Genomic DNA, 21,162 nt, shown 5'->3' on the forward strand with positions numbered 1-21,162 from the left:
AAAGGGTGCTGACGCCCCCATACGGGCGGGTGCATGCGCACCCGAGCTTGTTTTATATGTTGGTGCACTCTGTGCGAAAAGAGCACAGAGTGCACCAACATATAAAACATCTATTGAGCGCCGAAGGCGCGTAGCGTCAGGAGCCGCAGGCGCGAACCATCAAGATCCGCATGCATGAAGCGCATGCATCGCAAACATGTTCTATTGATACATTACCATCAAAGGAGACGGGTCCAGCGCCAGCGTCTGCTGAGGCGTCATCAGAGGATTATCTAATTTGTAAAATAGCTTCATGCCTGGATATTGAATCAGTTGCTCCTTATCGAAAACTCTATAATCATCGATCTTTTCGTTTGGAGGGCCAAAGCCATCGACACATGTGACCAGTTGCACGCCTGGTTTGGTACGGATATTCTGCCAATCTGGTAGCATCTGCCGCAAAAACTGGTGCACAATCAAGATTTTGGGTGGCAGGTGTTCGCTGGACACCAGTTGGGACAGCTTATCAATGGTCCAGTTGATTTCAGCGGCGTTCATGTGTCCAAAAACCTGATCTGGAATCGCGCCTGGCGGCATGTCGAACTCAGGATCCAGCGAGAGCTCGACGCCGGGCTGGCGCAGATATTGCCAGACATGCTCGACCTCGTGTTGCACGCTGCTGTGCCCGACCTGCATATCAAAGAAGAAGAGCGCATGATGACTATTGGCGACATCTATATAGTGGCTGATGGATTCATCTGGCATGCGATAAGTCCAGGTATTATCAGCCATGGGAGAGGGCTGCACTACTGGCGTAACATAGTCTATACCCGGTACCACTGGATGCATGGGATCCAGGTCGGCATATACCTGGGCCTGCTCGTTTAGTTTGGCGATCAGCTCATCATCTGAATATCGGCCGATTGGGCCCATCTCAGACGACAGAGGGTTGCCATAGAAAAGGACCAGGCGATGACCGGGTAAATTGGTGCTCCAGGTCCAACCGTTGGGACCCGCGAACTTGCGGGCCAGATCATGCCTCGCCTGCTGATAGGCCTCTTGCAGCTGGCTGGCATCCTGGCTAGAGGTGGTATGCGTAACTGATTTAGCGGTTGGTGTCACAGTCGATGCGGCAGGAACAAGCAATTGGGAGGGATTGAAATCGCACCCACTCAAAATGAGCAGACAAAGTACAGCCATAATCCCGAAGCGAAATAGGGAGTGGAAACCACCTCGTTGCTGCCTGCGAACGGATACAATATACAGCATGTTTGATAATTTCCTTCCAGATGCATCAGCGCAACCATTGCATAAACCTACTTTTCACACTCCCCACACGCCACACATGTCCGCTTTGATGCAGCGTAGGCAATAGTTATAAAAAGCACAAACAGTCCGCTCTCAATCATGTAGGCATTCTTACCTGTAAGGCTGCTCTGTCTCTCCGCCATAGATCGATTGATAAGCACTCCTCTATGACGGAACCGTGAGCGACGCTGCCGCAACGGTTCATGGCTGACGCAGAGTATTGCTATCTAGAAGGGCTGGCGTAGTGCTCGTCTTCCTGCAAACAGGCATAGACATCAAGTGTATCAGCAACCACAATTTTCGTCCATGAATGCAAGGATACAGGCACGTTTGCACTTTTCTGTATATCCTGAGCGCTACACTCATTGTGCTTCTCTATAGAAGTAACGCTTGAAGATTGCTGACCATCGCTCCTGGTTGGTACAAAAATAAAAAACTCGTGTGCTGGCAAGATATGATTATTCATCAGAAAACTCCTTCCACTTGCGGAAGAGACATATACTCTCATCTGTATTATGCCAGCCAGGTGTAAAGGGAAAGTGAAGAGAATGTTATGAAATAGTCATAATTATGTATGCTTTCACACATCTAAGAAAAGCAAAAAAGGAGCCGACGATCAATCGGCTCCTGAAGCAATACCATGGTTTTAGTGCGTCACGAGATGCTGGTCTTTTTTCTCCTGACCGCCGTCAACTACGGGAGTCAACAACTGCCTGGCGCGCTCCAGACCAATGGAGAGCAAGAGCGTTGGAATGCGTGGGCCAGTATCTCGACCACAGATCAAGTTATACAGTGCGATAAAGAAAGAGCGTTGCGCCTGCTTCAATTCGTCATTGGGTGGCGTATCCACTGCCAGGCCACGTACAATCTTTGGAATGCTGTACATCAGCTCGGTCAGGGTAGCCAGATTCCAGGAATCATCCAGGCGCTCGGCCAGCATGCGTATGCTTGCCTGATCCATAGCGGAGAAGCTGGCAAAGGCATCGCTATCAAAGCTGGTGCGAATCTGGGTGCGCTCATCATCAGGCAGGTAGTTGTTTACCCAATTGAGGGCACAGGTGAAGCGTGGCTCCAGTTCGGCACGCAACGTGCTCAGATCCTCCAGTTCAGGCAGCGTCTGTGAAATGATGCGCAGGACCTGCTCTTCGTTGGCCTGGGTAACATCGATGACCGAGGTCAACAATGGGAACGGCACAGCCTTATGCGTATAGACGATCTCTTCGGTGCTGGTGCGGGTGGCCCGCTCAAACAAACGCTGGTTCACTTCGTTGGCCATGCCCTTATTGATCTGGCGCACCAGGGCATCCCACTCCTCATAGAGACGTAACAGTCCCTGACCATAATCGATATCAAATGCCTGATTGTTGGCGCGGCGCGCATAAAGCCAGCGCAGAATGGCGGGCTCCACAATATCGAGCGCCGACGAGACGGTAGCCGTGGTGCCGGCTGAGCTAGAGATCTTGGAGCGACCTCCCATGCCAACGAACGCATAGCCGATAAACTGCGGTGCCGTAGCGCCGTAAACCTTCTGTACAATGCGCTGTCCTACGGTATAGCTACTACCAGGAGAAGAGTGGTCCTCACCACCGGGCTCAAAGTCGACCTGCTCGTGGCTCCAGCGCATGGGCCAGTCAACTTTCCAGACTAACTTGCCATCGATGCGCTCGTTCAGGCTATAGCCTCCCTCATATCCACAGTTATCACAGACATAGGTGAGGGCGGCATCTTCATCGCGATATGAGGTCAGGCGCGTCGTGTCCTTATGGCAATTCTCACAATAGGGCTTGAATGGATAATAAGCCGCGCGGCGCTCATCCACGGTCTCTTTCTGGCCCTCTAGATTTTGATACTCGGCCAGAATATCAAAAATTTCTGTGCGCTGGCGAATCGCTGTTTTAATCTGTTCGCGATAATCACCACGGCGATAGGCTTCCGACTGGCGAATGTAGCGAGGATGGATACCCAGACGGCTCAAGCCAGTGGCAAAGTCAGTGATATAGCGCGTGGCATAGGAATCATACTCCCCAAAGGGATCGGGGATATCGGCATAGGGCATGCCGATGTATTTGGCATACTCAGCAGGAATACCAGCCGGTACCTTACGCAGACGATCATAATCGTCCCAGGAATGGATGTGATCCACCTTCCAACCACGACCACGCAGTTCCTCAACCACCAGGTGGACTGTGAACGGCTCACGCAGATTTCCCAGGTGAATAGGACCCGATGGGCTAATACCAGAGGCGCATACAATCGTGGCATTCTCACCCTTCCGCTGCCGCGCGCTGGCTTCTATACGATCAGCTACTTTTGTTACCCAATCAGCTTTCATTATCAACTATCTCCAAATTATAGCTCGCGTTATATCTTCAGTATTTTTCGATGCTTATTATTGTATCAGTTTAGCTTGCAAGCGTCTTCATGACAGGGCAAGAATTGCTATAGGGGATAGCCTGAATAAACCACACATCGACATGTCGAGCAACTTCTTCTCGTGCAGCGAGCCTCACAACCAATATATAATACCAAACATAACCATTCCGCCTTTTTTCCTGGCGGAATGGTTATGAACCACAATCTCATGGTCAGGATGATGGGAATAAATAATCCCCTGCGAGCGTGTTTCATTCCTATGGCCATTGGGATAGGATGGCTGGCCAACCTGGGGGCGCTGACGCCCCCACGCTTCTTGTATTCAGTATTGGAAATGCGCACAGCGCATTTCCAACACTGAATACAATTGTTTGAGCGCCGCAGGCGCGAGCCGTCAGGGGCCGCAGACATGAAGCGCCTGCGTTTTCAAACACGCTCTGCACCCATTATCTTTTTTTTATCAATGAGGAATGGGCACAGGCATTCATGATCCATGTTCTGTCAAACGTGCTCGGATGGCCTGGACAAATTCATGCGTTCCAGCCTGGCCGCCCTGATCGACAGGGAGAAGAGTACCTTCTTGATAGGTCTGTTCGATGGCGGATGTTAAAGCACGTGCTTGTTTATTATACCCCAGGTAATCAAGCATCAGTGCGCCCGATAATAACATGGCGGTAGGATTGATGACGCCCTTGCCGGCTAGATCCGGGGCGGATCCATGCACCGGCTCAAAGTAGGCATAGTTTTCACCATAGCAGGCGCTTGGGGAGAGACCCAGTCCTCCGATAGTACCACTGGAGACATCAGCCAGGATATCACCATGCTCATTCCCCAGTACGACAACATCCAGGGTTTCTGGTGAAGCTACCAGGCGACGAGCCATGTCATCAACCAGGAACTCCTGATAGGTCAGGCCGGGATGGCGGCTGACCGCTTCTTTGACGAGGGTGCGGAACCGTCCATCAGTGCGTGGCTGGATCGAATATTTGGCCCCCAGCGTGACCCGACCAGGATAGCCTGCGGCCTGGCGCTGCAGGGCCAGTTCGCAGGCATAGTTTGCCACACGCTGCATCTGCTCATCGGTGCTCACTTTAATTGAGTATGCACCCACCTTCTCAACTGGTGGGGCCATCCACCAGTTGCTGCTACTGGGCAGGGCCGCCAATTCCGCCACATCGCCCTCACGCGGAGGATACATCCCTTCCAGATTATCGCGCGCGATCACATAATCAATACGCTCTGGATGCAGCATTGGGCTGCGATAGCCTGGAATCCAGCGTACCGGGCGCACATTAATATAGGTTTCTTTATTCCAGCGCAGGTACCAGAGAATCGGACGGCTAGGCCCGCCGCTGGCACCAAATAGCGTGCAATCCGCCGCATCGATCGCCTCTCGCGTCACATCTGGAAACGGCGTTCCATATTGCGCCTGGGCCTCCCGCCCACATGGCGCCTCCGTAAACCGAATCTCCGGTACCAGTTCCCGCAGAATCTCCACGGTAGGTCGCATCACCTCCGGCGCCGCATCATCCCCAGGAATCACACACACCAGCGGCGGATTATGAAATTGTCGGTTATCCATACATTCTCCCCCAAAACATGAATCCCATAGGTTCGGAGCTTGCCTCCGGATTTCCCACGGGATTCACGTGATATGTGTTAATAAACCAATTGTCCCTGATTGGCTTCGATGTAGTTGATGATGCCACCGGCAGCTACAATGCGGGCGACGAATGGATCAAGCGGCTCCGCCTGGAAGGTCTGGCCAGTAGTGAGATTGCGGATCTCGCCGGTCTCCAGGTTGACGTCGAGCTGCTGACCAGCTTCGCTATTGAGCACGGCTTCCTCGCAGACGAGTACGGGCAGGCCGATGTTGACGGCGTTGCGGTAGAATATACGCGCAAAGCTGCGCGCAATCACAACCTTGACCTGGTTGGCCAGAATCGAGGTTGGCGCATGCTCACGGGAGGAGCCACAACCAAAGTTGTGGCCACCCATTAAGATATCGCCAGGCTGGACACCCTGGGAAAATTCAGGATAGGCCTCGTAGAGGCAGTATTTTGCCAGCTGGGCATGGTCGGTCGTAACGTTGTAGCGGCCAGGAATGATCAGGTCAGTATTGATGTTGTCACCAACTTTCCAGATGCGTCCCATTCTTTTTTCTCCTTTTATCGATTGCTGTTTCACTCTTCAGGTTAGGCGGGATTTTCCGCCAGTAAGACGCTGCGTGGATCGGTGATGTGGCCGGTCAGTGCGGTTGCAGCGACGGTCGCGGGACTGCCCAGGTAGATTTCCGCGGTGGGATCACCCATGCGACCGGTAAAGTTGCGATTCATGGTAGTCAGCGCGCGCTCTCCGGGAGCCAGCACGCCGAAGTGGCGTCCAATGCAGGGTCCACAGCCGGGCGTGCCAACGGACGCGCCAGCCTGGGCGAAAATCTCCAAATAGCCACGACGCATAGCCTCAAGATAAATCTCGCGCGAGGCGGGAATGACGACCATACGCAAATCCGGGCTGATCGTGCGGCCGCGCAGGATATTCGCAGCGATCTCCAGGTCATCCAGACGGCCATTGGTGCAGGTACCCAGGAACACCTGGTCAATTTTGACGTTTTCAACTTCTTCGGCTGGATGCACGATATTTACATCAGGCGGACAGGCCACCAACGGTTTCATGTTGGTGACGTCGATCTCAATCACCTGCTCATAGCGTGGATTCTGGGCGCGCAACAGCGGATATTCTTTATCAGTACGACCGCGTAACCATTCCTGCGTGGTTGCATCGGCCGCGATTAAGCCAGCTTTCCCACCCATCTCAATCGCCATGTTTGAGAAGGTCATGCGCTCACTCATTGAGAAGCCTTCAATCACTTCGCCGGTATATTCGATGGCGCGATAATTGGCTCCATCCACGCCCAGGCGACGCACAATTTCGAGCGAGATATCTTTGGCGAATACTCCAGGCGGCAAGGTGCCGGTGATGTGCACATTGATGGTCTCTGGTACACGGAACCAGCTGCGGCCGGTGGCGTAAGCCACACCAATATCGGTTGAGCCCATGCCGGTACCAAAGGCTCCAAAGGCTCCATAAGTACAGGAATGGCTATCGGCGCCCACAATGATACTGCCCGGCAACACAAAACCTTTCTCAGGCATTACCTGGTGGCAGATACCTTCCTGCAAAATCGGTATCTCTTGCTCCTGCGCAAATGAACGAACCTCGCGATGCAGGGTGGCCGCCGCGATGGTCGCAGCCGGAATAATATGGTCAAAAACGATATGCGAACGCTTCTGATCAAAAACACGGCCGCCATTCTGTTTGGCCAACTTGCGGAAAGCTTTGATGGCCAGGGGCGTCGTTGTATCATGGCTCATCACATGATCGACGTCCACCACTACTGTATCCCCTGCGTGAACAGGACGTCCTAATTTGTAACTAAAAATCTCTTCAGCTAGCGTTCCCATACCAGGCTTCCTTTCTCTTCATACCAGGCAAGAATAAATGTATTGACCTCTTCATCACCAAGAGAACCGCGCTCTGCACGCTCCTTCAAGGCCTGTGTTAGCTGCGCAATCTCTTCAGAGGTAAGCTGTAATCCTAATGAAACGGCTCGATGTCCAACGGCATAGCGTCCAGTGAAACGCGAGCCAACATCGACGTGACGCGCCACACCAAAGTCAGTGGGATTAAGAATTTCGTACGCATGCGGGTTGCGCAATACTGCTTTGGTGTGCACCCCGGCGCGATGCGTAAAGGCGCTGGGGGCAGTAATCGGCATATTATAGGGAATATTGATATTCAGACAGTCCGCTACATACTGGTCCAGTTCCACCAGTTGGGTTAGATCGTAGGTAGCGAGCAGGTCAGGATAATGGATATAGAGTTGTGAGATGATGCCACTCAGCGACGCGATGCCGTTACGCTCCCCGATGCCCATGACGGTGACATCCAGGCAATCCGCTCCGGCTTCAAAGGCTGAGATGGTATTAGCAATAGCGCAGCCGGTATCATTATGCCCATGGAATTCGATCCCGACATTGGGATAGCGATTGGCAATCAAGCTCACCAGACGGTCAACCTGACGTGGGGTTGCTATACCAACAGTGTCGGGCAGGCCGATGCGTTCGACGCCGGCGTCAACCACTGCATCAAAGACCGTCAACAAATCAACCAGGTCACTGCGAAAAGCATCTTCGGCGGAGAAGCGCACATAGCGACCGGCCTCGCGAATACGGCGAATCAAAGGGACCGCCTCATTGGCAATTTGCTCGATCTTCCTGCCGTGACTATATGAACGCAGCTCAGTAGAGGTGCCAAAGAACAGGTTCAAGCCATAGACGTCGGTATCCAGCGCGGCCTGCACATCGGCCTCGACACAGCGCACATGGGCCACCACATGCGAGCGCAGATTTAGCGCGCAAATCGCCTGAATGGCTTCGCGGGTCTCAGGCGAAGCAATGGGCGAGGGCACCTCGATAAATGTCACCCCGAGACGATCGAGCAGGCGCGCAATCATCACGCGCTGCTCGAGGGTGAAATAGGTTTTAATGAATTGCTCCCCCTCGCGCAGAGTGCTATCCAGAATAGCCAGTGATCTCATAATGCTATTTCCCTTTGCGATGCAGTCTCTTGCAGAACACGTTCAAGCACATCAATCGCGTGGGTATATTCAGCCAGGCGTATATGCTCATTGGGCGTATGATCAAGGCGCGAGTCACCAGGCCCATAGGCGACGATGTTCTGTCCCCAGATCGGTCCTACAACATTCATATCTGATGTTCCCGTTTTGTTTTTAAAGGTAGGTTGTCCGCCGGTGGCTCGAATAGCGGACATAAAGGCTCGGGCCAGGGGAATGGCGCGGGTCGTCTGATAGGCAACCTCTTCACCTGAGAAGATCAGGTGAATATCGTCTGTGTAGGCCCAGCGCAGCAATTGCTCGCGTAGGGCGGCAATGTCAAAGTTGGGCGGAAGACGATAGCCGATGGTGAAACTGGTACGCTCTTCCAGACCATCATGTTCGCTGTTAATGCTGCGCAGGGATGGCAGCAAGGCGGCAAAGGTCGATGCGCCAGCGTGCTCCTGGTTCCATTCATCGGCATGGCGACGCACGCGCTCCCAAAAAGCGGTGGCCACTTCATTGCTACTCTGCAAAGGTCCAGCACTGTGACGTGATTGGTGCGTGACGCAGCCATCAATGAGCAGCCGCCCTTTGTAACCGATGGTGACGGCCTGGCTGCTGCTTGGCTCTCCAATGATACAGGCCGATGGCTGATAGCGATTTACGACACCACGCGCACCACGCGAGGTCGCCGCTTCTTCTTCAACTGCTCCGATTACCACAATAGGGCGGCCAGGGGTTGCAGTGGATGCCACGCGGGCGGCGGCACAGATAAAGGCGGCCAGCGGCCCTTTCGCATCTACGGCCCCACGACCATAGAGCAATCCGTTCTCGATGCGTACCGGAATATTGCCTGGCACTGTATCCATATGCCCCAGCAAGACAACCGGCTGTTGACCATCCAGTTCCGCATGGGTACTGGCCACGAAATTGCCAACCTCATCAACGTAGGCGTGCAGGCCCAGTTGTTGCGCCTGCTCAGCCAGATAGTGAGCCAGCGCGCTCTCCTGTCGTGAGAGGCTGGGAATGGACAGCATGCTCTGTAAGAGGTTGATCTCTCGGTTCTCAGAAGGCTCAGGATTAGTGGTCTGAGTGGAGCGAGCAGACCCTGTCAGGACCTCTGCGATGATATCCAGCGCACGATCCAGTTGTTCCTCGCTGATCACCAGCGGCGGCAACAGGCGCAGGACATTGGGTCCGGCAGGCAAGGCCAGTACGCCGCGCTCGCACAGCTCTTCTAGATAAGGCTGGACACGCTTGCTCAGCTCGATACCAATTAATAGGCCGCGTCCACGCACCTCGCGAATAAGGGGGGATTGGATGGCGCGCAGGCGCTCGCGGGCATGGGCGCCCAGTTCGACCGCTCGGGCCGCCAGGTTTTCTCGCTCTAGAACGTCGAGTGTCGCCAATGCAGCGGCACAGGCCAGAGGATTGCCGCCAAAGGTGCTCCCGTGGGCGCCGCGTGTGATGCGACCACTCTCCATTATACGTGTGCCCAGACAAACAGCTCCCATGGGGACGCCACCCGCCAGAGACTTGGCCAGGCAGAGGATGTCCGGCTCTACACCATATTGCTCGCAGGCGAACAGGGTACCGGTCCGTCCAAAGCCGGTCTGAATCTCATCGATAATTAGCAGGGCGCCGCGTTCTCGGCAGAGAGCGGCCAGCCCCTGCACATAGGCCTCCTGGGCAACATGCACACCACCTTCCGCCTGCACCAGTTCGATGATCACGGCGGCGGTATCGTCGGTAATCGCGGCCTCAGCGGCGCTTAAATCGTTGTAGCGGATATGCGAGACACCCGGAATCAGTGGAGCAAAAGGCTCGCGATAGTGCTTCTCCCATGTTGCGGAGAGCGCACCCATGCTGCGGCCGTGGAAACCGCGCAACGTCGCAACAATGCCGGTCCGGCCCGTAGCCAGGCGCGCAAACTTGAAGGCACCTTCAACCGCCTCGGTGCCACTGTTGCAGAGGAAGAAATGCTCCAATCCGGCTGGCGTAATCTGCGCCAACCGCTCTAACAGGCGCGCGCGCACATCGTTATAGACAACTTCGGGACATGTAATCAGTCGCTGTGCCTGCGCCGCCAGTGCTGCGGCGATCTCGCTGCGACCGTGTCCAATATTGGCCACACCATGACCGGCCATGCAATCGATATAGCTGCGTCCCTCAGCGTCCCATAATGTGGCACCCTGGCCGCGCACGATAGCGACGGGTCGCTTCCCATAGACACCGCTCGTATATGTATTTTCCAGTTCTAATAAATTTGTGCCCATCTGGGACCTCCTTCCTCTTTCTTCTTTCTTTATGTTTAACCCAGCGACACCATCTCGCGGATCGGTGAATGGGTTATGGCTGTTGGCCGCACGGCTTCCGGCTCGCAGGCAGTGGAAGCCGTGCGGTGCTCTTCATCTGATTCGGTTGTAATCGTGGTGCCAGCGCCATTGATTACGGCGCGTAGTGAGGCGCTACCGATGCATACGCGGGGGACGCCACCTTGCAGTGCTTCCTGGGCACCCAATAATTTTTTGCGCATGCGCCCTCGTGCAAATTTCATGTAGGTATCCAGCTGGGCGGCGGGTATGGTCTCAATCAAGGTCGAGGGATCCTGCGCATCCTCCAGCAGACCTGGTACGTTGGTCATGATCACCAGCGCATCCGCGTGCAAGGCAGCAGCCACGGCGGCGGCAGCCCGATCACCATCAACATTCAAGCGCTCTCCTTGATGGCTCAAAGCTAGAGGCGCTATCACAGGCGTATAGCCAGCGGACAGCAATTGCTCCACCAGCGCGCTATTCACTTGCTCAATCTGGCCGGTATAATCATCGCGCAGGATCTGCACTCGCCCCTCGGGCGTTACTGAACGCACCACCGCTTTGCGCCGTGCCACCAGCAGACGACCATCCACACCGGCCATCCCAAAGGCATTCACGCCCTCTTGCTGTAGTTGGGCTACCAGCTCGGTATTGATCTGCCCGGCCACGGCCATCGCAAAGATCTGCAAGGTCTCGTTATCGGTATAGCGGCTTGTCATGCCGCTGGGAGATGTAATCATGCGCATTGGATGTCCCAGTCGCTCTGACAGCGTATTGGTCAGATCAGAACCACCATGCAGGAGTACCACGCGCTCTCCTTCAGCGACCAGGCGGGCGATTTCTTGCACAATAGCAGTGGTGGCGACACCCGCGCCTCCGCCAATTTTTACGACCAGTGTCATCGAATGCTCCGTTTCTCTTCTCGTTATGCCAGTTGCTCTTTAAGAATATAAGAAATCAAATGCTTAAACAGTGGCTTACACCGGATGCAGGCCTGGAAAAGTTAAACCCAGCGTCTCATCCCAACCAAACATGCAGTTCAAGGCCTGGACTCCATTGCCTGCGGCCCCTTTCATCAGATTATCCAGGGCGGCGATAACAACGACGCGCTGCTGCTCGGCGTCCAGTTCAAAACCAATATCGCAATAGTTGCTTCCAGCCAGTATCTTGGGCTCTGGATAGCGATAGACGCCATTGCGCTCTTTCACCAGGCGAATAAATGGTTCGCGCTGATAGGCTTCACGATAAATGCGCCAGATGGCGCGCTCGTCCAGGCGCTCGTTCAAGAAAACATGCGCGGTGACCAGGATGCCGCGTACCAGTTCAATAGCGGTGGCTGAGAAGGCTACCATCTGCTGCAGTTCACTGCCAGGCTGTCCCAGCTCTTGCATCAGTTCAGCCGTGTGGCGATGACCGGTCGGCTCAAAGGAGCGAACAGCCCCGCTGCGATCTGGATGGTGGCTGGCTGGTCCCGCCTTGGCGCCGGCCGCCGAAGAACCTACTTTAGCTTCCAGCACCAATGGAATGGACTGGTTGACGATACCGGCCCGGTACAGTGGCGCCAGGCCAAGAATCGATGTAGTGGCCATACAGCCAGTGCCGCTGACCAGCGTCGCCTCCGCGAGTTCGGCGCGGTGTAGTTCAGGCAGGCCATACACTGTCTGGGACAACACTTCCGGAGCTTTATGCTCATGACCATACCAGCGACGATACAGTTCAGGTGAGCGCAAACGGAAGTCACCAGAGAGATCGATGATCCGTGGCGCCAGCGCCCGATAGCGTTCAATCTCGCCTGAAGAGACTCCATGCGGCAGGCATAAAAACAACACGTCGCAAGACGTCAGGTCGTCTGGATGACAGAAACGCAGCGTACTAATCTTGCGCAGGTTCGGATGAGCGCTATGCACAAAGTGCCCGGCCTGGCTGCCCGAAGCCACCTGCGTAATTTCAACCAACGGATGAAAGAGGAGCAGGCGGATCAGTTCGCCGCCGGTATAGCCGGAACCGCCAACGATAGCGACGCGCACTCGACTCATAACGCCACCCCTTCCCGCACATTGCTCAAGACATATTCGATCATCTCTTGTGGAATATTCACGCCCGTGGGAGCGATGCTATTGCGAAACTCCATGGTGCCATTGATTTCGTTGACCAGGAGACCCTGTTCGGGATCTTCAAAAACATCCACCGCCAGGATACCGCCGCCAACGGCTTGCGCGGCGCGGGTACACAGACTATCCAGCTCAGGAGTCACGGGGCAATTGTCGGTTACAGCTCCACGAGCAGTATTTGTCACCCAGTGGGCACTGGTGCGATAGATTGCACAGATGGTCCGGTTGCCGATGACAAAGGCTCGGATGTCGCGGTTTGGCTTATCTACATGCTGCTGAATATAATGGATATGGTGTTGATAGGACCCCAATGTCTCCTGATGCTCAAGTACGGCCTCAGCGGCATCGCGGTCATTGACGCGCGCCAGCAGGCGTCCCCAGGAGCCGGTTACCGGCTTTAAAACGGCTGGATAGCCGATGGACTCGATGCCATCCAGGGCGCGCTCCGCATCAAATGCCAGCAGCGTGCGCGGGACGGGCAGGCCAGCACGTAAGAGCGCCAGAGTCGTCAACAATTTGTCGTTACAAAGAGCGGTTACGGCCGCCGAGTTAAACACCGGGATGCCCCAGTGCTCCAGCACGTGTAAGACAGCCAGGCCACGGGACTGACTCACGCTGCGGCAGAGCACGGCATCGTATTTGTGCCAACGCTCCTGCGGCTGCGCTAGATCGAACAGTAATTCACCGTCATCAATCAGGTCAAATTCGATCGCACGCTGTCGCAACGCTTCCACCAACAATTTCTCTTCCACGCGAACTCGCGATGTCAGGATAGCCAGGCGCATAGGGTTACTCTCCCCAATCTTCCTCGACCTCAGGGGCCAGGGCTACTTCAGGTTGCTCTACGTTAATCACTTCGAGTTCCGCATTACAGTCAGGGCAAAAGGTGATCTCGCCCACCATCAAACCCTGAACTTCTACATTAGCTTCGCATTCTGGACAATGTGCTGCCATTTTCTTTTCTCCTCTTTTGTCGCTTATTGCTGTATTTACGTCTCAAATTTTGTGGCAAAAAAAGCCCTTCATCCCTCTTACAAGGACGAAGAGCAACTAACTCTCGTGGTACCACCCTCATTCGCCCATACCTTACGATATGAGCCTCAGTGTACAGAACAGTTCATGTTCTGTAACAACCCGCTAACGAGGGTTAGTTCGACAGAGTTCTACTCTCGCAGACGCGATTTCTTCTCTGTAGCTTCAGGGTCTTATTCACGGGCTGGTCATACGAACATTCCACCAATAGTTCGCTCTCTGGATGCTCCAAGGGTCCGCTACTTTTCCCTACACCGCTTGTCGTTCTCTATTTTTCTATGTGCGTATCGATAAAGGACCAACAAAAAAGCCCTTCATCCTACTACTCAGGACGAAGAGCGTTATACTCTCGTGTTGCCACCTGCATTCGCCAATATCTCACGATATTGACCTCAGCAAGTATGTATGGTCTATACATACTCCGGCCCGATTACGGTGGCCACCGGCGCAGTTCTACTCTCGCAGATGCGATTTCTTCTCGCAGCTTCAGGGTCTTATTCGCGATTGGTTTACGTGTAGACTTCTCACCAGCTATCTACTCTCTGTCCGTAACAGTTAATCGCTACTTTTCCTATCAAAGCTTTTTCGTTATGCGGTTGTGTGTTTTTCCTTGTTGAAATTTATAACATGCTCTTTTTAGATTGTCAATGGCTATATGGAGAGAATTCCGCTCACGGCAGTAAACCGGAAATTTTTCACAACAAAAACACCTTGTCTATAGACAAAACCACCATCGCGACAAATTCATCCATAAATCTGCTTTAACCCAATAAAGTTGCCCGCGTACCTCGATTTGCCTGGATTAGCATGCGTAAAATCTATTTCAGCTCATGGACAGAGGCACCTCTATATCGTTACAATAGGATAAAGTTTGTACAGATCATACAGATACATGTGTATTAGAAATAACAGTGCACTTTTTATAGTTAAACAGACAAAGAGGGATCAATGACACAGGAGCAAGATGCATCTATTAGTACTATATCATCTCCAGTCGTGCCGATTATTAAAGTCGAAAAACTGGTGAAACGATATAAAAAAGCCGAGACAAATGCTGTCAATGAAATCTCATTTAGCGTCAGTCCCGGCTCGCTTTTTTCCTTGCTGGGACCCAACGGAGCAGGCAAGACGACGACCATATCTATCCTGACAACAACGCTGCAACCAACAGCAGGCTCGGTGATGATTGCTGGCTATGATGTGGCTCGACAGGCCAGTGCGGTGCGCAAGAACATCGGCATCATCTTTCAAAAGCCCAGCCTGGATCTCAACCTGACGGCCGAAGAGAATGTGCGCTTCCACGCTACTCTCTATGGACTCTATCCTTTCAGACCGTCCTATAAAACGATGCCAAAAGGCTATCAGCAACGCATTGATGAGCTGGCGAACATTCTGGGCATCCATGAAGATCTTTTCAAACCGGTCAAAAAATTTTCGGGTGGCATGAAACGTAAACTGGAGATTCTGCGCAGCCTGCTTCACAATCCCAGGGTTCTATTTCTGGATGAACCAACAACGGGATTGGACCCTTCAAGCCGGCGCAGCCTGTGGGAGTATTTGAGCAAGGTGCGCCTTGAGCAACAAACAACGATCTTCCTGACCACCCACTATCTGGAGGAGGCAGAGAAAGCGGACGATATTTGTATCATCAACAAAGGCAATATCGTGTCTCAGGGCACTCCTGCCCGGGTTAAAACAGAGTTAGTCGAAGAATATGTATTGCTCGATGCGGATGATCGCACCAGTTTACTGACAGAGCTACGGCGTATGAACCTTACAGTTAGCGAACTGGCTCCCTTTAAAGTTTCGGTTGAGCATAATGAGCTGCACTCCCTGCTCAAATCTATTGAGATCCCCCTCACTCTCATTGAGACTCATATACCTTCTTTAGAGGATGCGTATATGGAGATAATAGGTGAATAGAATGATAAACATGTTGGAAATTAACCGCAGCATTAACGCGGTATTAACTATTGCTTATCGCGATATACTGCGTTTCTTACGCGATCCAGCTCGCCTGTTCGGCACAATTATATTTCCAATCCTCTTTGTTGGGGTATTGGGCTCTGGCTTCCAGAACGGTTATGGTAATAGTATTGGCTATGATGTGTTACAGTTCATTTTTACCGGCGTCCTGGCTCAGACGGTCTTTCTCTCAACCAGTGCTGGTATCGTTTCTTTAATTGAGGATCGCGAAAATAATTTTAGTCAGGAAATCTTTATCTCTCCCATCTCACGCTACACCATTGTGTTTGGCAAAATCTTTGGAGAATCCCTGGTAGCAATGACGCAGGCTGTGGTGGTATTGATCTTTGGCCTGGTTATCGGGTTGCCACTGACCCCTCTCATGTTCTTTGCCTTACTGCTGACATCGCTGATCATCTGCCTCTTTGGGGGCTCTTTCGGACTGATTATGCTCTCGCTCTTTGGTAGCCAGCGCGCAGCCAATCAAATCATGCCTTTTTTGATCTTCCCCCAGTTCTTTCTGGCAGGCATCTTTAGTCCTATCAACCATCTGCCCTGGTACCTGGATATCATCTCCAGAATCGCTCCATTGCGTTATGCCGCCGACCTGATGCGCAGTGTATACTTTTTGGGCACGCCCGCTTACAGTAAGATCGTACTTATCAACCCGATCTTGAATTTTATCGTGATCGTGATCCTCTTCACACTCTTTTTGATCTTTGGCACCATCGTTTTTGTACGCAGTGAACGCAACAAATAATGTTAAACTGATCTTATCGGTACAAAGAGGATATGGATTTTAATGGAGATTAGGAGGACCCGCCATCTACATAGCATAGCTGTGCAGATGGCGATAGATCGACCAGCCCATTGTGCTGGCTGGTGTTCCCTGTGTGTCCTTGACTAGTTGTGGATACGTACAGACGCTGGTGCCGCCACCCTGTACCCAGGCCCAGCCAATCCAACTGATATGGTGAGCATCAAGATAGCTCAGGAGCTGATCCATATAAGTTGAGCCACAATCGTATTGACCATTCTCGGCCGAAATCATGGCATAGGTTGAGCTAAGCTGGCCAAAAGCTGCATCCCAGGAAGAGGACTGTTTATTGGCATAGTCATAGGGATGGGTATCATAGACCAGGTTGGAAGCCTTAAGAGGATACCGTTCGAGCTGGCTGAGATCAAATCCCCAGTTCATCCCTCCAATCAATATAAGATTGTTGGCACCGGTAGCGCGAATGGTCGCAACAATGGTGCGCAATCCTACGCCTGGATAGGTAAGCTTCTTTTTACAATGGCAGTCGTCAGATGATACCGTATCCGTCAGTTTTGAGCAGTTGGCAAGCCAGCACGACCAGGACGATGGATGTGGCTCATTGTAGGCTTCAAAGAGCACATTGGGAGTATGTTTATACAGTGAAGCAATTTGCTGCCAGAATAGCAGACTATCGGCATCAGGCATCGGCCATGGTCCACCCCCTTCGGTCGACTGCCCTCCCGCATCTACCCAATGCAGATCCAGAATGACATTGAAGCGTAGCGAGGTCAGCGTGGCTACTACGCCCTTTACAACTGTCTGATAGTGCTGAGCAGTACATTTGGACCGTTTTGAACCATGGAGCCAGAAACCCTCTGATAATGGCAGGCGCACAGTATTGGCCCCCCAGTAAGTCTCTGTAGCAGTATTATTGCCAGAGCCCAGATAGGCCAGATGTTGCCAATCCAGATCGGCAGGCCCCTGACAATCATATTCAAGCCCGTCACGGGCAATACCATGGAAAAGATAGGGATTTCCATACCTATCAATAATCTGGTTTCCAAGCACCGTGTATGGAGCCGCCAGCGGTGGATTGTGTGCTCCAGATACAAAAGAGGTCGGCGACACTGCCTGTATACGCTGGATCGAGCCAAACAGCGTTGGCGCTAACCAGAGACAGGCCGTTAAAGCCAGCATCAATACGCCAGAAAAGGTGGTTACAACTACTTTTTTTTGCATCGACATCCCTTTACCACATAACATCTTGCATGCAAATGCGTCAATAATAAACGGGCAAATCAAAGAAACTTAAATACCCGCCCATTATTAGTATACCGCTGCACCCAAATCTGGTGGAAGCCTTCTGGTATGCATGGCCTCTATTCTTATGGGATTCAGTCAGATTTGATAGCATGTATTTTTAAACAACACAGCAGTCGTTGCCCCCTTCTCATAAAAGGAGGCAACGACTGCTTAAAGTTCCCACTTTCACAAGGAGAACGTCTCAAGAGAACTATGTTGATTGTCTACTTCAATGAGACTCTCCACACTCACTTGCTTGGGAAAGGCCGTGGGTCGCTACCGGTAAAAGGCATCCCCGGGAAACCAGCACCTCTTCCACCGAGTGCGCCTGCGCCTGCAGCCGCGACGAAACCATGAGCGCTAACATTGTTGACGCGATTTTCATGGTGGTGTTCTTCCTGCTGTTGTTCACATTCTTGACATTCTTCACAATTTTCTTCTATGATGACAACTTTTTCATTATCCTTAACTTTGATAACCTCCTTGTTGTTTTCATCATTGTTAACTTTGATGACATGGGAGTCATCGTTGTTATCGAAGTCGTCATTGTTTTCCGGGTCATTGTGTGCTTTTTCCTTCCGGCCGTTGACCACATCTGTACCATGAGCTGCCTTAACATTATGGAGGAACGGTGTGATCGAACGCGGGTGAGCAGAATGAATACTACTACTACTCACACTCTTTGCAGATGCTACAGCTACCCTCCAGGTGGTCAGGACAGCTGACATGCTCCCCAGGAGAAGAATGCAAAGTACCAATACCCGAATGGCTGAAACAGTCTGTGCTAGTAGTTTTCTAACACATTTTTTTTGATGCATCATCAAATCCCTCTTTCATCCTTGTATATATTTTTCAAAAACAAGCAACATATGTCACAAGACATGTTTTTACGACTCTTAATTGTTTTTATAGCCTCTCACGCTATCTAATGATCAGCTAAAAAACTCATACGTAAAACTGGAAAAGCTAAGGGTAGAGCAACATTAAATTTTGCTTACACTTAGCTTTATGATGTTGCTTTTAACTTATTATCCATAGTATTTACAACATAATAAGTTAAATGTTGTTTTATCGTTATACTTCTATATTTCATATACAATGCTAGACAACTACTTACACACCTTTCCAGGCGCTTCTCTGTCCCCAGAATTACCTGGGATACTAGCACAAGTCGCTCGGCCAGCCTGTATACACACTTGACATCTCATGTATAGGATGGTACTATTTGCCACGGACACGAAAACTCATAGATTAAGGTTTTATGATGAAAAGGGCTTTACCACTCGCAATTTATAGCGCCGCATGAGCGACCACGCCTGGGTTTATGCGGCAGGATTAGGCGCTTATGATGCTTGCTCACCCTCCGTTTTGCGTGAGCATTTGTAAGTATGCCCTTTGCATCCTCTTCGTCCTTTTCCTTCCTGAACGGGTCATCACATCATCGCTTACCTTTTGATGCGCGTGTGTCGCCAGACATTGAGCCCCTTGTTGCTGTCTGCTTGCGGCATTTTGTGTGTGCTTCCCGTTTGCATTGAGTTATGAGAGGGCTTGTATGCTTCGGCATGTTGGCCGCCTTCGCCCATCAATCACAAATCACAGTTTTATGCATAAGCACTTGAAGATGAGAAGCACACAGGGAGAGCATCCACATTATGTTAAAAGTTAATCATGTTAATCTTTCATATGGTCCACGTATTATTCTTGATGATGTATCACTAACGGTGGCTCCAGGTGAGAAGGCAGGACTGATTGGTGTGAATGGTGCCGGCAAAAGTTCGCTGCTCAAAATTATTGGCGGCTATCAGGAGGCTGATCGCGGCCATATTATGCGTCCCAAGACCTATGGCTATCTATCGCAGGACGTTGCGCATGAGACGCCGGTTGCATCTGGCGGATTGGTCCGTGATTTCATCTACAGTGGCACCGGACTGGATCGAGCGATTACCAGGTATGAAGAGTTGTCTTTGAAGATTGCTGATCCCAACATTGATGATCTGGAGACGGCCCTGCAGCATTTTGAGGATGCACAGGGCGAGTTGGAACGCCTGGGCTATTATGATGCCGATGCCCGCAGCGAACAGTTGATCAGTGGCCTGAATATCGGCGGGGTGACGTTGGATCGCGAGGTGAGTACGTTGAGTGGTGGTCAGAAAACCAAGCTGGCCCTGGTGCGCCTGCTCTTCCAATCTCCCGAATTGCTGCTCCTGGACGAGCCGACCAACTTCCTGGACGTTGAGGCGACCCTCTGGCTGATGGAGTTCCTGGAGAGCTATCGGGGCGCCCTCCTGATCATTTCACACGATCTGGACCTGTTGGATCGCAGCATCAATAAGGTTCTGCGCCTCAATGAGTTTACACATAAGCTGGAAGAGTATAAGGGCACATATACCAATTATCTGAATGTCATTGGCGATGCCCAGGCTTTAATTGAGCGCACCAAAAAGCAGCAGGAGCGAGAAATTGCACGTTTGCGTAAGACCTCTGATCGTCTGCGTGGCTTTGGTGCTACGCGTGTAAAACAGCGTATCGCGATGGATAAACGTATCGCGGATCTAGAGGAGAGCAAGCCGCAGGTAGCGCAGGCCAGCCGCCGGATGAAGATTGATTTTCCGGTGCGCCAGCAAAGTAGCCACCTGGTGGTTGAAGCGAAAAATCTTTCGAAAAGCTATGGCACCAAACAAATCTTTAATGACATTAGCTTTGAGGTTGACCGTGGTGAGCGCCTGGTCATCGTTGGTCTCAATGGCGTTGGTAAAACGACATTGCTGCGCACAGTACTGGGCCTTATTCCGTTGAACGCCGGTAAGGTTATTCTCGGAGATAGGGTACAGATCGGCTATTATGCCCAGGAGAGCGAGGGGCTCGACTATGAGAATACCGTGCTCAATGAGGCCAATGATATCCTGCCAACCGATGCTAAACGTGTGCGTGGTGTGCTGGGCCGCTTCCTCTTCAGTGGCGACCGCGTCTTCCAAAAGATTGGCACGCTGAGCGGTGGCGAAAAAACACGTCTGGCCCTGGCCAAAATGGTTCTGGAAGGTCCGAATGTGCTGGTCCTCGATGAGCCTACTTCTCACCTGGATATCATCTCAAAGGAAATCATTGGTGAGGCACTCGGCAATTATAAAGGCACTATCCTGACGGTTACCCACGATGTCGAGTTTGTACGCCTGCTCAAACCTACGATGATGTTGTTGATGCCAGAAGGCCGGCTCGTCCCATACGATACCAAATACGACGAGTTGCTGGAACGAGCTTAAACTGCTAGCTACCATCGATAAATCTACGGGGCACAGTATTGTGCCCCGCATCCCCACGCACAAGATCTTACTCGCCACATTTATGCCATTATAAACATCAATAATAGTGTATGCTATAAATATCGTATCCATGTTTGTAAAT

General features: G+C 52.0%; 17 protein-coding genes and 1 other annotated feature. Of the genes, 3 read left to right on the plus strand and 14 right to left on the minus strand.

Features of this window, described 5'->3' with window-relative positions; genetic code table 11:
- Positions 1-201: 201 nt before the first annotated feature.
- The 12 genes from JMI88_RS06920 to JMI88_RS06975 form a co-directional block, all read right to left on the minus strand.
- On the minus strand, positions 202-1,248 hold the full coding sequence (locus tag JMI88_RS06920) for a hypothetical protein (RefSeq protein ID WP_201361062.1): 1,047 nt from the start codon (positions 1,246-1,248) through the stop codon (positions 202-204).
- 262 nt (positions 1,249-1,510) lie between these two features.
- Positions 1,511-1,753 (minus strand): hypothetical protein, encoded by a 243-nt coding sequence (locus tag JMI88_RS06925; protein ID WP_201361063.1) that lies wholly within the window; start codon positions 1,751-1,753, stop codon positions 1,511-1,513.
- A gap of 180 nt (positions 1,754-1,933) precedes the next feature.
- Complete coding sequence (gene lysS / locus JMI88_RS06930) at positions 1,934-3,619, minus strand: lysine--tRNA ligase (RefSeq protein WP_201361064.1); 1,686 nt, start codon at positions 3,617-3,619, stop codon at positions 1,934-1,936.
- 525 nt (positions 3,620-4,144) lie between these two features.
- Positions 4,145-5,242, minus strand: coding sequence for an isocitrate/isopropylmalate family dehydrogenase (locus JMI88_RS06935; RefSeq protein WP_201361065.1), 1,098 nt, complete (start codon positions 5,240-5,242; stop codon positions 4,145-4,147).
- Between the two features lie 77 nt (positions 5,243-5,319).
- On the minus strand, positions 5,320-5,814 hold the full coding sequence (locus JMI88_RS06940) for a 3-isopropylmalate dehydratase small subunit (protein WP_201361066.1): 495 nt from the start codon (positions 5,812-5,814) through the stop codon (positions 5,320-5,322).
- A 41-nt stretch (positions 5,815-5,855) separates the two neighbouring features.
- Positions 5,856-7,124, minus strand: coding sequence for a 3-isopropylmalate dehydratase large subunit (locus tag JMI88_RS06945; RefSeq protein ID WP_201361067.1), 1,269 nt, complete (start codon positions 7,122-7,124; stop codon positions 5,856-5,858).
- Entirely contained in the window at positions 7,112-8,260 is a 1,149-nt protein-coding gene (locus JMI88_RS06950) for a LeuA family protein (protein ID WP_201361068.1), read from the minus strand. The genes JMI88_RS06945 and JMI88_RS06950 overlap by 13 nt, the downstream gene beginning before the upstream one ends.
- Positions 8,257-10,554, minus strand: coding sequence for a [LysW]-lysine hydrolase (locus tag JMI88_RS06955; RefSeq protein ID WP_201361069.1), 2,298 nt, complete (start codon positions 10,552-10,554; stop codon positions 8,257-8,259). The genes JMI88_RS06950 and JMI88_RS06955 overlap by 4 nt, the downstream gene beginning before the upstream one ends.
- Before the next feature lie 35 nt (positions 10,555-10,589).
- A complete protein-coding gene (locus JMI88_RS06960; RefSeq protein ID WP_201361070.1) occupies positions 10,590-11,495 on the minus strand; it encodes a [LysW]-aminoadipate kinase in 906 nt (301 codons plus the stop codon).
- 75 nt (positions 11,496-11,570) lie between these two features.
- Complete coding sequence (gene argC / locus JMI88_RS06965) at positions 11,571-12,629, minus strand: N-acetyl-gamma-glutamyl-phosphate reductase (protein ID WP_201361071.1); 1,059 nt, start codon at positions 12,627-12,629, stop codon at positions 11,571-11,573.
- Positions 12,626-13,489: a lysine biosynthesis protein LysX gene (gene lysX / locus JMI88_RS06970; protein WP_201361072.1), complete on the minus strand. Its 864-nt coding sequence runs from the start codon at positions 13,487-13,489 to the stop codon at positions 12,626-12,628. The genes argC and lysX overlap by 4 nt, the downstream gene beginning before the upstream one ends.
- Positions 13,490-13,493: 4 nt before the next feature.
- Positions 13,494-13,658 (minus strand): lysine biosynthesis protein LysW, encoded by a 165-nt coding sequence (locus JMI88_RS06975; protein WP_201361073.1) that lies wholly within the window; start codon positions 13,656-13,658, stop codon positions 13,494-13,496.
- 402 nt (positions 13,659-14,060) lie between these two features.
- Positions 14,061-14,323 (minus strand) — a binding site (T-box leader).
- Positions 14,324-14,684: 361 nt separating this feature from the next.
- Here JMI88_RS06975 and JMI88_RS06980 point away from each other — a divergent pair.
- Together JMI88_RS06980 and JMI88_RS06985 are read left to right on the plus strand one after the other, a co-directional pair.
- A complete protein-coding gene (locus JMI88_RS06980) occupies positions 14,685-15,659 on the plus strand; it encodes an ATP-binding cassette domain-containing protein (protein ID WP_201361074.1) in 975 nt (324 codons plus the stop codon).
- A 1-nt stretch (position 15,660) separates the two neighbouring features.
- Positions 15,661-16,461 carry an ABC transporter permease gene (locus tag JMI88_RS06985; protein ID WP_236022850.1) on the plus strand — a complete coding sequence of 267 codons (801 nt, stop codon included), beginning with the start codon at positions 15,661-15,663 and terminating at the stop codon, positions 16,459-16,461.
- A gap of 66 nt (positions 16,462-16,527) precedes the next feature.
- Here JMI88_RS06985 and JMI88_RS06990 read toward each other — a convergent pair whose 3' ends face one another.
- The gene (locus tag JMI88_RS06990; protein WP_201361076.1) at positions 16,528-17,697 is read right to left on the minus strand and encodes a glycoside hydrolase family 5 protein; all 1,170 of its coding nucleotides are present in this window, start codon (positions 17,695-17,697) and stop codon (positions 16,528-16,530) included.
- 311 nt (positions 17,698-18,008) lie between these two features.
- The gene (locus JMI88_RS06995; RefSeq protein ID WP_201361077.1) at positions 18,009-18,581 is read right to left on the minus strand and encodes a hypothetical protein; all 573 of its coding nucleotides are present in this window, start codon (positions 18,579-18,581) and stop codon (positions 18,009-18,011) included.
- Between the two features lie 831 nt (positions 18,582-19,412).
- Here JMI88_RS06995 and abc-f point away from each other — a divergent pair.
- Entirely contained in the window at positions 19,413-21,020 is a 1,608-nt protein-coding gene (gene abc-f, locus JMI88_RS07000) for a ribosomal protection-like ABC-F family protein (RefSeq protein WP_201361078.1), read from the plus strand.
- Positions 21,021-21,162: the final 142 nt, after the last annotated feature.

It is taken from the genome of Dictyobacter formicarum (assembly GCF_016587435.1).

Excerpts from the sequence above, each read along its gene's own strand:
- JMI88_RS06935 (WP_201361065.1), bottom strand. The coding sequence starts at position 5,242 with ATGGATAACCGACAATTTCATAATCCGCCGCTGGTGTGTGTGATTCCT.
- JMI88_RS06950 (WP_201361068.1), bottom strand. The coding sequence starts at position 8,260 with ATGAGATCACTGGCTATTCTGGATAGCACTCTGCGCGAGGGGGAGCAA.
- argC (WP_201361071.1), bottom strand. The coding sequence starts at position 12,629 with ATGAGTCGAGTGCGCGTCGCTATCGTTGGCGGTTCCGGCTATACCGGC.
- JMI88_RS06945 (WP_201361067.1), bottom strand. The coding sequence starts at position 7,124 with ATGGGAACGCTAGCTGAAGAGATTTTTAGTTACAAATTAGGACGTCCT.
- JMI88_RS06940 (WP_201361066.1), bottom strand. The coding sequence starts at position 5,814 with ATGGGACGCATCTGGAAAGTTGGTGACAACATCAATACTGACCTGATC.
- JMI88_RS06955 (WP_201361069.1), bottom strand. The coding sequence starts at position 10,554 with ATGGGCACAAATTTATTAGAACTGGAAAATACATATACGAGCGGTGTC.
- JMI88_RS06980 (WP_201361074.1), top strand. The coding sequence starts at position 14,685 with ATGACACAGGAGCAAGATGCATCTATTAGTACTATATCATCTCCAGTC.
- JMI88_RS06920 (WP_201361062.1), bottom strand. The coding sequence starts at position 1,248 with ATGCTGTATATTGTATCCGTTCGCAGGCAGCAACGAGGTGGTTTCCAC.
- abc-f (WP_201361078.1), top strand. The coding sequence starts at position 19,413 with ATGTTAAAAGTTAATCATGTTAATCTTTCATATGGTCCACGTATTATT.
- JMI88_RS06985 (WP_236022850.1), top strand. The coding sequence starts at position 15,661 with ATGATAAACATGTTGGAAATTAACCGCAGCATTAACGCGGTATTAACT.
- lysS (WP_201361064.1), bottom strand. The coding sequence starts at position 3,619 with ATGAAAGCTGATTGGGTAACAAAAGTAGCTGATCGTATAGAAGCCAGC.
- JMI88_RS06975 (WP_201361073.1), bottom strand. The coding sequence starts at position 13,658 with ATGGCAGCACATTGTCCAGAATGCGAAGCTAATGTAGAAGTTCAGGGT.
- JMI88_RS06925 (WP_201361063.1), bottom strand. The coding sequence starts at position 1,753 with ATGAATAATCATATCTTGCCAGCACACGAGTTTTTTATTTTTGTACCA.
- JMI88_RS06995 (WP_201361077.1), bottom strand. The coding sequence starts at position 18,581 with ATGATGCATCAAAAAAAATGTGTTAGAAAACTACTAGCACAGACTGTT.
- JMI88_RS06990 (WP_201361076.1), bottom strand. The coding sequence starts at position 17,697 with ATGCAAAAAAAAGTAGTTGTAACCACCTTTTCTGGCGTATTGATGCTG.
- JMI88_RS06960 (WP_201361070.1), bottom strand. The coding sequence starts at position 11,495 with ATGACACTGGTCGTAAAAATTGGCGGAGGCGCGGGTGTCGCCACCACT.
- lysX (WP_201361072.1), bottom strand. The coding sequence starts at position 13,489 with ATGCGCCTGGCTATCCTGACATCGCGAGTTCGCGTGGAAGAGAAATTG.